We start from the raw sequence: 11,850 nt of genomic DNA, 5'->3' as shown, positions 1-11,850 counted from the left end.
CCACGTTCGTGGTGGCACCGGATTGCCAGCGTCCAGGACTTACGGACAGCACAAATTGACGCTCAGTAATCTTCCGACATCGGATCGTAGCGGGAGACGTCGATGATCGCCATGGAGCGCTGGTCCACGTCCGTACCCGACAGGGTTTCCGTGGCGAACGCCTGCGGCGACCGTCAGCAGCCGAGCCGCTTACTCGAGAGGGCGATGTCGTCGATCCAGAGGTCAAACTCGCCCGGTGTCGTGCCGCCCTGGTAAAGCTGCCAGCCGATCTTCACCGTGTCGACCGTCGGCAGGACGAAGGGAACATCGTTGCCACCGTGGTCACTCGTGGAGGCTGTCAGCTCCGGGTTCGCCACGCCATCGATCCACACCGCGACGCGGTTGTCGGTCGCGTCGATCTTCCACTCGAAGCACTGCCAGGTGTCCTCGACGACCGGGGCGGACTCCCGCCAGTTGGTCCAGTCGCCGGTCGGACCGCCGTCGGCGCCGACCCCCCAGAAGGTTCCGGGGACCGTGGGCGCGTACTGGCCACCGACCGGACGGACGACCTCCGCGCTTCCGGTTCCGGTCGCTTCCACAAGCGTGAAGTGCGCCCAGTCCGGGGCCGTGGGGAAGGCGTCGACGCGCAGGCGCATCCGGCCGTAGAAGCGGTTGCCCGGCGCGGCGAAGTCGTCGACGCGCAGGAAGGCACGTCCGTTGTCAAGCGTGCGGACGTGCAGCACCTGGTTGCCACGGCGGGCACGTTCGACGGTGAGTGTGCCGTGGCGGGTGTCGACGCCCCAGTTCAACGTGCTTGGCCCCCCGGGAGGCAGTCGCTCGAAGTCCTCACAGAAGAGCAGGCCCCGAGGACACGAGGACGGGGAGGCCCCCGATGCGCCGGCCGGAACGCTGCCGACTGCGGCACCGAGGATCAGGGCGGCGCTGAACACCGCGAGAGAACTGCGCATCGTCATCCTCCAAGACGGCTGGCTCCCCACCACAGGGGCCGGGCCAGCAGGAAATTTCCGGCCATCCAACGCTGAGGTGCTCCCGCTCGCACCGCTACGGCGCCGTTGCCTCCGCGCCGCAGCGATCCGAGCTGTTCCGGCACGACCACATCAGCTCCGGTTGCATCGATGAGCATCACTTTAAGGGAAGATGTTGGTTTCGGTCGGCCGGCGGTGGCGTTACGCAGTGCCCGTGCGGCGCGACGTGCGGGGACCTGCCGACGTGCGACTGCGCGGGCGCGATGGCCACCACTCCATCGGGGTGCGGGGACCGGTCGCTCGCGACGACGGGCTGAAGCCGCCGTGACGGGGTTCACAAGCGTGATGCATTCACGCAGGTCAAATGATTCCGCTTCTTTTCGTACGTGTAAAAGTTGTCCACATGGCGGGATCCGGGTCTGCGGGCGCAGTCATTGCGCTTAGTGTTGGCGTCGATTCGGAGCGTGATCACAGCTCCCCCGCCGCATCGGATTCGGTGCGAGAGAAACCAATCACCGGAGCGCCTCGAGGAGCGACTCCGCCTGTTTGCTGAATAGCGGTTCGGCCCTGTTCCAGTATCGGAAGATCACTGAGTAAGCACGGGGGAAACATGACGCTGGTCACACAGTCGGAAATCAGCACTGCCGCAACAGGATGGCACCGAACTGTTCTTGACGACATCGAATCCCGCCTCGTGGATCCTGGCTTCCCCTGCGTTTTCTCGAAAAACGCGTACCGGAAGCAGCTCTTGCAGTTCATCTTCGTGGAAGGCGCCGCGTCGCGCGACATCGCGCATCTGGCCGATGGGCTCAAGAAATACGTCGAACTCTCCGAGGCGTGGGACGGCAGGTTGGACACCGCCTATCCCCTGCTCGTGGCGTTCGGACCGGATGCCACCGATGCGACTTCTGTCGAGGAATATCACGCCTTCGGCTGGCGGGTTCTCCAGTGCCTGCACGCGGTCGACCCTGCACCCTGGCCAGATGACGTCGGCCGAGATCCCGATTCCGAGGCATGGTCCATGTGCTTCAACGGCATGCCGCTGTTCTGCAACATGAGCAGTCCCGCGCACCGCGTCCGCCGCAGCCGCAACCTCGGGAACCATTTCATCTTGGTCATCAACCCACGTGAGCGGTTCGATGTCTTCGCCGGTGACACGCCGAGCGGACGCAAGACCCGTTCGAACATCCGCAACCGGATAGACCGCTACGACGGTACACCCCGCTCCCCGCAGCTGGGTTCCTACGGCACCAACGCCCTGGAATGGCGACAGTACGGACTCACCGAAGAGAACGTGGAACGGGCCGACAGGTGCCCATTCCTTCTCGAAACGTCCAGCGTTCGACGCAACGCACGGCCCTGGATACAACGCACGAAAGGAACGACATGATCGATCTTATTGTTTCCCAAGGGCGGGTGGCCGACCGCGCACCGCGGATGATCGAGGGTGCGGCGCGCATCGCAAAGGCACTGGAGGACCGCTACGGCATCAAGGGGCGGTTCATTGGAAGCCCCTCGCCTGCGGTCGACGACGACTGGAGCGTCAGTCTGCCCCAGGCGCGGGAGACGCTCACCGGGTTGCAGCAGGCGGTCGCCGCCAGCGTGGCGGACGGCAATGTGCCCCTGATGGTCGCCAACACCTGCTCGACCGGCCTCGCTACCCTGCCGGTCGCGGCCCGCGAGTATCCGGACGCGAAGGTCCTCTACATCGACGCGCACGGAGATTTCAACACGCCGGGGACGACCGGCACGGGTTATCTCGGCGGGATGGTCCTGTCCGGCGTGTGCGGGCTCTGGGACAGCGGCCACGGCGCGGGCCTCACGGCGGAACGCGCGATCCTCGTCGGGGCGCGCGACATCGACGAGGCCGAACACCAGCTCCTGCGCGCCGCCGGCGTCCGGGTCATCCCGCCCGCGCAGGCGAGCCCGGAGAACGTCGTGGACGCGGTCGGCGGGTCGCCGGTGTGGATCCACATCGACTGGGACGTGCTGGAACCGGGGTCGGTGCCGGCCGACTACACGGTCGCGGACGGCATGACGCCGGCGCAGATCCGGGCGATATTCGAGGCGTTCCCCCCGGAGCGGATTCTCGGCGTCGAGGTGGCTGAGTTCAACGCTCCGGCCGATGACGCGAACAGCGAACGGGCCGTCTCCGTCGTGCTCGACATGATCGCGCCGTTGTTCGACGAGGCGCGCTGACACCCTCATCGGCGAATGGAGACTGCCACATGCCACTTCACGACAACATTCTCGACACCATTGGCCGTACACCGATCGTCAAACTGCACCGGCTCCCACCGAAGCATGTGACCGTCTACGTGAAGGTCGAGTCGTTCAATCCCGGCGGCTCGGTAAAGGACCGACTGGCGCTCGCCATCGTCCTCGACGCCGAGGCGCGGGGCCTACTGAAACCCGGTGACACCATCGCGGAGTGCACCTCCGGAAATGTCGGCATCGCCTTGGCGATGGTGGCGGCGGCCCGAGGCTACAAGTTCGTCGCGGTTATGTCCGACTCCTACTCCGTGGAGCGGCGCAAACTCATCCGCGCCTACGGCGGAAAGGTCATCCTCTTCCCGAGCGTCGAGGGCAGCAGCGGCGGGAACCGCATCGCCGACGAGTTGGCGGAGAAGCACGGCTGGTTCCGCGCGAAGCAGTTCGAGAACCCGGCGAATCCCGCATACCACCGGGAGACCACGGCGTCGGAGATCCTCGGCGATTTCGCCGGGAAGCGGCTGGACTTCTTCGTGACCGGTTTCGGCACCAGCGGCACCCTGACGGGCGTCGGCCAGATGCTGAAGCTTGCTCGGCCGGGCGTGCGTATCATCGTTCCCGAACCGGACAACGCGTCCGTGCTGGCGGGTCAGGAATGGAACGTGCACCAGATCCAGGGCTGGACGCCGAATTTCGTGCCTGAGATCCTCGACCGGACCGTCGTCGACGACCTCGTGACCGTCAACGAATATCAGGGGCGAGACACCGCGCGTCGACTCGCCGCCGAAGAGGGAATCTTCGTGGGGATCTCTGCCGGCGCCACTCTGGCGACAGCGCTGCGCGTCGCAGAAACCGCGCCGGATGGTTCGGTCATTCTTGCGATGCTGCCGGACACCGGCGAACGCTATCTCTCCACATTCCTGTTCGAAGGGGTGAGCGAGGGGTCCGACGACGAGTGGCTGGCCTCTCTGGACGCCGCGCCGTACGAGTCCTGAGGAAATCACCGCACGGGGAGCAGACGCATGCGGGAATACATCCCTCTCGCCACTCGATTCATCGACCTGCCCGACGGCTTCACGATGAAACGCGGCGGCTCGCTGCGTGGCGCGCGCATCGCCTACGAGGCCTTCGGACATCTGAACACAGCCCGGGACAACGTCATCCTGATTCTCACCGGTCTCTCACCGGACTCGCACGCCGCCTCGCACCCGGACGACGCCACCCCGGGTTGGTGGGAGGCGATGCTCGGGCCGGGCAAACCCATCGACACGGACCGCTGGTATGTGATCTGCGTGAACCCGCTGGGCAGCTGCAAGGGCTCGACGGGGCCGCCCTCGGTCGACCCGAACACGGGTGAGTCCTACCGGCTGGATTTCCCGGACCTGTCCATCGAGGACATCGCCGACGCGGCGGCGTACACCGTGCGAGCACTCGGCTTCGACGAGCTGGCGTGCGTGATCGGCGCCTCCATGGGCGGCATGAGCGCGCTCGCGCTGCTGGCTCGGCATCCCGGCCTGGCACGCCACCACATCAACATTTCCGGGGCGGTGCACTCCCTGCCCTTCTCGATCGCGGTCCGGTCTCTACAGCGCGAGGCGATCCGGTCGGATCCCTACTGGAATCGGGGCCGATACGACGAGGAGAACTATCCACGGCACGGCATGGCGGCGGCTCGCAAGCTGGGCATGATGACCTACCGATCCGCCCGGGAATGGGATGTGCGCTTCGGCCGGGCGCGGCTCGCCCCGGAGCTGCGCCAGCAGGGGACGGCGTTCGGCCCGGAGTTCCAGGTCGAGGGTTATCTGGAGTGTCACGCCCAGCGGTTCCTGCGCCGGTTCGACCCCAACAGCTACCTCTACCTCAGCCGGTGCATCGACTGGTTCGACCTGGGCGAGGCCCACGGGGAGCCCGACGGCGACGCCGGTGCGGTGCTGGCCCGGCTGAACCTGGAGCGGGCGCTGGTGATCGGCGTGCAGACCGACATCTTGTTCCCCCCGCACCAGCAGCGGCAGATCGCCGAGGGACTGCACGCTGGCGGTACCGATGTGCAGTACCTGCTACTGGACTGCGACGAGGGACACGACGCATTCCTGATCGACATCGACCGCTTCGGCCCACCGGTGGCGAAGTTCCTCTGGGCGATGTGACCCGGCAAGCCCTTCTTTTCGAACGGAGAGGTCGACGTGTCCGGACAACCGAGAAGGATCGCCCTCGTTACCGGCGCCAACCGTGGCATCGGCTTCGAGACAGCGCGGCAACTCGCCCAGAACGGCGTCCAGGTGCTGCTGTCCGGCCGTACCTCGAAGAAGGTCGCCGAAGCAACGGTGGAACTGCGCGACGCGGGACTTGATGTCGAAGGCCTGGTGCTCGACGTGACGAAGGAGGAGTCCATCGCGTCCGCCGTTGAGGAGGTCGAAACGAGGCACGGCCGGCTCGACATCCTCGTCAACAACGCCGGCATCCGGGTGGAGGAGTACGGCAGGAATCCCTCGGAGCAACCCCTCGATCGGTGGCGGGAGACCTTTGACACCAATCTCTTCGGCGTCGTCGCGGTGACCACGGCCTTCCTGCCGCTCCTTCGCGCATCCGCGGCAGGGCGCATCGTCAACGTCTCCAGCCTGCTCGCGTCGCTGACCACACACAGCAACCCGAGTTCGTACGTCTACAGCGACACGTTCAAGTCGCTGCCGGCGTACAGCGCCTCCAAGAGCGCGGTGAACTCCTGGACGGTGCACCTGGCGTACGAGCTGCGCGACACCCCGATCAAGGTGAACTGCGTGCATCCCGGATACACGAAGACCGACCTGAACGACGGCGACGGCGACCAGCACGTTTCGGAAGGTGCGCGCACGAGCGTCAGCATGGCGCTGTTGGACGACGACGGGCCAAGCGGCGCCTGGGTGCACGAGGGAGAGAACCTGCCGTGGTGACCGTTGCGCTGGTGACTGACGAGGCGAGCCTGCCCGTCGACTATGACATGCCGCTGCTGCTCGACGCGTGCCGGGCGGTTGACCTGGCGGTGGAGGTCTGCTCGTGGGAGGACCCGGACGTCGACTGGTCACGCTTCGACGCCGCCCTGCTGCGCTCGCCGTGGACATACGTGGAGCGGCTGCCGGACTTCCTCGCCTGGTGCGAGCGGGTCACCGGCCTGACGGACCTGGTCAACCCGTTGCCGGTGGTTCGTTGGAGCCTCGACAAGCATTACCTCGTCGATCTCGCCAGCTACGGGGTTCCGGTGGTGCCGACCTGGATCGCCGAGCCCGGTGTGGGACCGGGCGTGGCGCTGCGGGAGTTCTGGGCGCTGCATCCCGGGGCCCGCGAGGTGGTGGTGAAGCCCACGGTGGGTGCTTACTCGAAGGACGTCCAGCGGTTCGCACGGTCGCGGGAGACGGAGGCGGCCGGCCACATCGAACGGCTCTTCGCTCAGGGTCTGTGCGTGATTCTGCAGCCGTACCTGGAGTCCATCGACCGCGACGGCGAGACCGACCTGATCTTCTTCGACGGCGTGTACAGCCACGCCATCCGAAAGGATGCGCTGCTGCTGGCCGACGGTACGACCAGCGTGCCGACGTTCGAGTGCCGTACGGCGCGCTCGGCCGACGACGACGAACGGGCAGTCGCGCTGGCCGGTCTCGAGGCCGTGACGTCACACCTGGGACTCGCCCGGCCGTTGCTCTACGCCCGCGTCGATCTGGTACGCGGCCACGACGGCAAGCCGCTGCTGCTCGAGATGGAGCTCAGCGAGCCCTCGCTGAACCTGCCCTTCGCCGACGGCAGCGCCGCGCGATTCGCGGACGCTATAGCTGGCCGAGTGCGACGGCGAGGCGGCCGACCGCCTCGTCCATGAGCTGTGCCGGTGCCGCGGCGTAGGTGAGGCGCAGGTGCGGCGCCGGGGCTTCGGCGGCGTACCACGGGCGGCCGGGAAAGACGATGACACCGTTGGCGGCAGCGGCGGCGGCCAGCGCGACGTCGTCGGTGCCGTCCGGCAGTCGGACCCACAGGTGCAGGCCGCCGCGGGAAACGCCCTGCGGGGCCAGCGACGGCAGGCGCCGCGCCAGCGCGGACAGCAGCGCCTCCCGTCGGGAGCGCAGCTCGTTTCGCAGGGTGCGGCGATGCCGGGCCCAGGCGGGCGCGGTGACGAACTCCAGCGTGGCCTGTTGTAGCGGTCCGGCGACGAAGAAGTCGTCGAGCAACCGGGCCGCCCGCAGTCGGGTGCCGGCCGGGCCGCGAGCGCCGATCGCGGCGACCCGTAGGCCGGGTGCGACGGACTTGGTCAACGAGCGCAGGTAGATGACGTGCCCGTCCGGGTCGTCCGCGGCCAGCGGAGGTGGCGGCTCGCCGTCGATGGTGAGGTCACGGGCGTAGTCGTCCTCGATCAGGAACGCCCCGGCGTCGCGTATCGCGGCGGCGACGTGCGCCCGGCGGTGAACGGCGAGCGTCGCGCCGTGCGGGTTGGCGTAGAGCGGCTGGCAGTAGAACAGCCGGGCGCCGGTACGGGCGAACGCGACGGCGAGCTGGTCGGGGCGCACGCCGTCGGCGTCGGCGGGCACGGGTACCAGCCGCAACCCGGCCGCGCGGGCGGCGGCCAGCGCGCCCAGATAGGTGGGGGACTCCACGAGCAGGGTGTCGCCGGGCGTGGTCAGCGCGCGCAGCGTCGACGACAACGCGGCCTGCCCGCCCTGGCAGATCACCATGTCGTCGGGGCGCAGTCCGGCGCCGGCCTCGCGGGCGAACCAGGCGCGCAGATCTTCGCGGCCCTCGGCCGGGCCGCGCTGCCAGGATGCGGGCTGCCGGGCCGCGCGGGCCAGCGCCGCACCGAGCGCGGCGGCGGGCTGAAGGTCCGGGTCCAGATAACCGCCGGACAGCGGAATTGCCCCTGCGGGCGGTAACGCCAGTAACGCCTGCATCTCCGCCTCGCCGGACCGGCGGGGACCGAGTGCCACCGTCTGCCACGACAGGTCCGGTGCGCTCCGCTCGTCCGGCCGAGCAGCCACGAAGGTGCCCCGGCCCGATCGCGTCTCGATGAGCCCTTCCGCGACGAGCTGTCGCATTGCCGCAGTGACCGTCACCGGGGAGGCGTGGTGGCGGACGGTCAGTTCGCGCACCGAGGGCAGGCGCGTGCCGGGTGTCGCCCCGTCGACCAGCCTTCGCAGATCTTGGACGACAGGATCCACTGCGTTACCATTACCCATGACGATGCAGAGTAGCGCTACTCAGTCTGCGACGGAAACAGCGGAGCGGACCGCTGGCCTCGCGCTCGGCGCGTTGGGGGTGCTCGCCTTCAGCATGTCGCTGCCGGCCACCCGCGTCGCGGTGCAGGATCTTGACCCGTGGTTCGTCGCCTTCGGCCGAGCGGTCGGCGCGGCGCTGCTGGCGTACGCGTACCTGAAAATCACCGGTGCGCCGCGGCCCACCCGCGGGCAGTGGCGGCGGCTCTCGATCGTCGCGCTCGGCGTCGTCGTCGGCTTCCCACTGTTCACGTCGCTCGCGCTCACCACGCAGACCTCCGCGCACGGCGCGGTCGTCATCACCGTGCTGCCCGCCATGACGGCCGTCTTCGCGGTGCTGCGGTCGAACGAGCGCCCGCCACCGCTGTTCTGGATCGCCAGCATCGCCGGGCTGCTGGCGGTGCTCACGTTCCTCGCCGCCAGCGGCGCGGTGCACGGCGCCCTGTCCCTGGCCGACCTGTTCCTTCTCGCGGCGGTCGTGCTTTGTGGCCTCGGGTACGCCGAGGGCGGGGTGCTCGCTCGCGAGCTCGGCGGTGCCCGGACGATCTGCTGGGCGTTGCTGCTCTCCCTGCCCGCCACGGTACCCATCACGGCCGTGGCCGCCGTCGTCAGTCCCCCGCAGGCGGACGCCGTCGCCTGGTCAGCCTTCGGCTACCTCACCGTGGTCTCGATGTTCCTCGGTTTCTTCGCCTGGTACGCGGGTCTCGCCCGGGGTGGCATCGCCAAGGTAGGCCAGATCCAGCTCGCCCAGCCGGTACTCACCCTGATCTGGTCAGCGCTGCTACTCGACGAGACCGTCACACCGGCCTCGATCGTGGCGGCGGTGGTGGTGCTGGCCTGCGTCCTGCTGATCCAGCGCACCCGGGCCAGCGCCCAGATGACCGTACCCGCGTCGGCGACTCAGCCCGGCCGCTGACCGTCACGGCAGCGGGGTCTCTCGCTCGTCGCGTGGCACTTCTCAGTAGCTTCTGCGCGGATCACGTCTGCTTGATGCTGATCTGCTTGAGCACGGGCTGCCAACGTGCCGCAGCAATCAGTGACCTCGGTCCCGGCGGAGGAAGCACGACAGCAGTTGCCGGAACTCGTGCGGGTGCTCGATCGCCGGCACGTGCCCGCATCGGCCGAACACATGCAGGCGGACATCGGCCAGGTGTTCGAGCAGGGGCTGGGCTGCCGTCCCGAGCGGGGTGACTCGGTCCTGGGCACCGTGCACGAGCAGCACGGGCGCGCGCACCGCTGCCAGCGTTTGCGCCGAGAGGGTGAGGTCGTCGACCCATCGCGCCCGGGGTGGAGGGAACAACGACGCGAATGCGGCCTCTCCCGCTCGCATCGCAGCGGCACGGGCATCGACGGCCGAGTCGGTCACGAGCGCTTGGTCGAGGACGAGGCGACTCAGCATGTCTCGTGCTCCGAGCGGGCCGGCGGGGGCGGCCCAGACCGCGTCGAGCTCGGCGGACATCGGTGCCCCGGGGGCGCCCATCGTCGAGACCGCCACGACACGGGTGACCTGCTGGGGGCGCGCGGCCGCCAACGCCAGCGCCACGGCACCGCCCATGGAGTGACCCACCACGGCGTAGTGCTCGATGCCGAGAGCGTCCATCAGGCCCGCGGCCTGCTCCGTCCACAGCCGGAGCAGGCCGCTGGAGCCCGCGGGGATTGGTGTACGGCCGAACCCCGCCTGGTCGGGAGCAACCAGGTGCCAGGACGTGCCCAGCGCCTGCGCCGTCGTCGCCCAGGCGCCGGACCCGGTCGTGCCGGGTCCGGAGCCGTGCAGCATCAGCACCGCGGGCCCGGTGCCGCTCTCCAGGACGTGGACGGGGCAGCCGTCGACTGTGACGGTCCGAAGTGCCGTCACCAGGGCCGGACCGGCGTGCTCATGCCGATGCGGGGTCGACGGACTTCGAAAAGAGCTCCATCATCGCCCTGCCGAATTGCGGCATGTCCGGCCACCCCCGACAGGAGACGAGGTTGCCGTCGACGACGTCGGGAGCGTCGATGACCGTCGCGCCCGCGTTCTCCATGTCACCGGTGATGGGCGGGAAGCAGGCCGTCTTTCGACCCTTCAGTAGCCCGTACACCGCTGGGACCTGCGCGCCGTGGCACACCAGCGCGATGGGGAGGTTGCGCGCGAAGAAGTGCTCGGTGATGCGCCTGACGTCGGCGTCGACCCGGATCCACTCGGGGGCACGCCCCCCGGGGATGATGAGGGCGTCATAGCGTTCGACGTCGACCTCGGCCCAGGGCACGTCGACCGGCAGCTTCCGGCCGTTCTTCTCCACGTAGGCGTCGGAGTTGGGGTCGAACTCGTGGATGACCAGTTGCACGTCACGCATCGTCCGTGACGAGACGTCGACGTCCCAGCCGCCCTCCTGCACGCGATAGTAGGGATACATGGTGTCGAGCTCCTCGGCGGCGTCGCCGGTCAGGAGCAGCGCTCTGGGCACCTGCTTCTCCTCGCGTCTGGGGGCGGGTGAGGTGGATCCAATCCGATCCGATCAGGATTGGGTTAGCATTCCTCGGCCCGGCGCGCCCGTCAAGCCTCTACCGCCGTTCCGTCCGCGTTCTCGATCTCGTCGAACAATCGGCGGAAACGCTCGCCGGAGCGCAGGATGTGCCGACGCATCGCGTAGGCGGCGGCGTCGGGGTCACGCGCGGCGATCGCGGCCACAACGTGCTCGTGCTCGGCCATGGCCAGGTGAGTGACCTGGGTGTCGTGGTGAAGCCGGAAGAGGTGCACGTGGCTGTGCAGGCGGGCCAGCGCTTCACGGATGACCTGGTTCTCCGCGCTCAGGGCGACGAGATCGTGAAAGGCGGCGTCGCGTAGCCCGAAGGCGCCGTAGGCCATCGGCCCGGTGCCGCCCTCCAGCTCGGCCATCTCCTCCAGCATTCGTCGCAGGCCGGCCACCTGTTCCGAGGATGCGCGTTCGGCGGATCTGCGCGCCGCCGCCGGTTCGAGGAGCAGGCGAACCTCGAGCATGTCCTCGAATCGGTGACGGGTGATCTGGGGCGGAATGCGGTAGCCAGCGTGGGGCACCCGCACGACCAGGCCCTCGGCCTCCATGCGGTTCAGAGCGTCTCGGATCGGCGTCTGCGAGACCCCCAGCTCTCGCGCCAGGACGTCGATCGTGACGCGGGAGCCAGGCTCGATCCGTAGCGACATCAGCTGTCCGAGCAGCGTGTCGTACACCTCGTCGGCAAGCCGGCCGCCCGATCTGCCCGGCGGCATTCCGCCCGTCCCGGCCCTACGGCCCCGCGCGGTCATCGCTTCGTCGTCCATCGTGACGTGAGGTCCTTCCTTGCGACTTCGGGAACCTATTGACACCAGTCACAACGCTGCGACATGCTGACGCCCCCACACGATCGTATAGGAAAAGCGACGGGCGCCCGCCATCCGCACCATCGCGGAACCGCCCGCCACCGCCCTACTTCGATCACCTGGAGCTCCC

12 protein-coding genes are annotated in these 11,850 nt (G+C 68.5%); 7 read left to right on the top strand and 5 right to left on the bottom strand.

The features are described from left to right. Nucleotides 1–173 precede the first annotated feature (173 nt). Nucleotides 174–947 (bottom strand): hypothetical protein, encoded by a 774-nt coding sequence (locus ACFYL6_RS19855; RefSeq protein WP_387172991.1) that lies wholly within the window; start codon nucleotides 945–947, stop codon nucleotides 174–176. Between the two features lie 628 nt (nucleotides 948–1,575). On the opposite strand from ACFYL6_RS19855, the gene ACFYL6_RS19850 reads away from it, so the two are divergent. From ACFYL6_RS19850 to ACFYL6_RS19825, 6 genes are read left to right on the top strand one after another with little or no spacing between them, the layout of a single operon-like run. Further along, on the top strand, nucleotides 1,576–2,355 hold the full coding sequence (locus ACFYL6_RS19850; RefSeq protein WP_387172989.1) for a YqcI/YcgG family protein: 780 nt from the start codon (nucleotides 1,576–1,578) through the stop codon (nucleotides 2,353–2,355). After that, the gene (locus tag ACFYL6_RS19845; RefSeq protein ID WP_387173086.1) at nucleotides 2,352–3,164 is read left to right on the top strand and encodes an arginase family protein; all 813 of its coding nucleotides are present in this window, start codon (nucleotides 2,352–2,354) and stop codon (nucleotides 3,162–3,164) included. The genes ACFYL6_RS19850 and ACFYL6_RS19845 overlap by 4 nt, the downstream gene beginning before the upstream one ends. 29 nt (nucleotides 3,165–3,193) lie before the next feature. Then, complete coding sequence (gene cysK, locus ACFYL6_RS19840) at nucleotides 3,194–4,171, top strand: cysteine synthase A (protein WP_387172988.1); 978 nt, start codon at nucleotides 3,194–3,196, stop codon at nucleotides 4,169–4,171. Nucleotides 4,172–4,198: 27 nt separating this feature from the next. Further along, on the top strand, nucleotides 4,199–5,323 hold the full coding sequence (locus tag ACFYL6_RS19835) for a homoserine O-acetyltransferase (protein ID WP_387172986.1): 1,125 nt from the start codon (nucleotides 4,199–4,201) through the stop codon (nucleotides 5,321–5,323). Between the two features lie 36 nt (nucleotides 5,324–5,359). Next, nucleotides 5,360–6,106: an SDR family oxidoreductase gene (locus tag ACFYL6_RS19830; RefSeq protein WP_387172984.1), complete on the top strand. Its 747-nt coding sequence runs from the start codon at nucleotides 5,360–5,362 to the stop codon at nucleotides 6,104–6,106. Nucleotides 6,107–6,117: 11 nt separating this feature from the next. Then, entirely contained in the window at nucleotides 6,118–7,023 is a 906-nt protein-coding gene (locus ACFYL6_RS19825; protein ID WP_387172982.1) for a RimK family alpha-L-glutamate ligase, read from the top strand. Here the strand turns inward: ACFYL6_RS19825 and ACFYL6_RS19820 are convergent. Beyond that, entirely contained in the window at nucleotides 6,974–8,368 is a 1,395-nt protein-coding gene (locus tag ACFYL6_RS19820; RefSeq protein ID WP_387172980.1) for a PLP-dependent aminotransferase family protein, read from the bottom strand. The genes ACFYL6_RS19825 and ACFYL6_RS19820 overlap by 50 nt on opposite strands. Here ACFYL6_RS19820 and ACFYL6_RS19815 point away from each other — a divergent pair. Next, nucleotides 8,367–9,320 carry a DMT family transporter gene (locus ACFYL6_RS19815; RefSeq protein WP_387172978.1) on the top strand — a complete coding sequence of 318 codons (954 nt, stop codon included), beginning with the start codon at nucleotides 8,367–8,369 and terminating at the stop codon, nucleotides 9,318–9,320. The genes ACFYL6_RS19820 and ACFYL6_RS19815 overlap by 2 nt on opposite strands. 117 nt (nucleotides 9,321–9,437) lie before the next feature. On the opposite strand, the gene ACFYL6_RS19810 is transcribed toward ACFYL6_RS19815, so the two are convergent. From ACFYL6_RS19810 to ACFYL6_RS19800, 3 genes are all read right to left on the bottom strand, one after another. Continuing rightward, on the bottom strand, nucleotides 9,438–10,259 hold the full coding sequence (locus ACFYL6_RS19810) for an alpha/beta fold hydrolase (RefSeq protein WP_387172976.1): 822 nt from the start codon (nucleotides 10,257–10,259) through the stop codon (nucleotides 9,438–9,440). Nucleotides 10,260–10,278: 19 nt separating this feature from the next. Then, nucleotides 10,279–10,848 (bottom strand): DJ-1/PfpI family protein, encoded by a 570-nt coding sequence (locus ACFYL6_RS19805; RefSeq protein ID WP_091407098.1) that lies wholly within the window; start codon nucleotides 10,846–10,848, stop codon nucleotides 10,279–10,281. 89 nt (nucleotides 10,849–10,937) lie between these two features. Continuing rightward, complete coding sequence (locus tag ACFYL6_RS19800; RefSeq protein ID WP_387172974.1) at nucleotides 10,938–11,681, bottom strand: GntR family transcriptional regulator; 744 nt, start codon at nucleotides 11,679–11,681, stop codon at nucleotides 10,938–10,940. Nucleotides 11,682–11,850 lie beyond the last annotated feature (169 nt).

The organism is Micromonospora sp. NPDC007208, assembly GCF_042869175.1.
Taxonomy (GTDB): Bacteria; Actinomycetota; Actinomycetes; order Mycobacteriales; family Micromonosporaceae; genus Micromonospora; species Micromonospora foliorum.
Note: the sequence above shows the minus strand (reverse complement) of the source record. Positions and strands in the feature narration are given on the sequence as shown.

Excerpts from the sequence above, each read along its gene's own strand:
- ACFYL6_RS19855 (WP_387172991.1), bottom strand. The coding sequence starts at position 947 with ATGCGCAGTTCTCTCGCGGTGTTCAGCGCCGCCCTGATCCTCGGTGCC.
- ACFYL6_RS19850 (WP_387172989.1), top strand. The coding sequence starts at position 1,576 with ATGACGCTGGTCACACAGTCGGAAATCAGCACTGCCGCAACAGGATGG.
- ACFYL6_RS19845 (WP_387173086.1), top strand. The coding sequence starts at position 2,352 with ATGATCGATCTTATTGTTTCCCAAGGGCGGGTGGCCGACCGCGCACCG.
- cysK (WP_387172988.1), top strand. The coding sequence starts at position 3,194 with ATGCCACTTCACGACAACATTCTCGACACCATTGGCCGTACACCGATC.
- ACFYL6_RS19835 (WP_387172986.1), top strand. The coding sequence starts at position 4,199 with ATGCGGGAATACATCCCTCTCGCCACTCGATTCATCGACCTGCCCGAC.
- ACFYL6_RS19815 (WP_387172978.1), top strand. The coding sequence starts at position 8,367 with ATGACGATGCAGAGTAGCGCTACTCAGTCTGCGACGGAAACAGCGGAG.
- ACFYL6_RS19820 (WP_387172980.1), bottom strand. The coding sequence starts at position 8,368 with ATGGGTAATGGTAACGCAGTGGATCCTGTCGTCCAAGATCTGCGAAGG.
- ACFYL6_RS19800 (WP_387172974.1), bottom strand. The coding sequence starts at position 11,681 with ATGGACGACGAAGCGATGACCGCGCGGGGCCGTAGGGCCGGGACGGGC.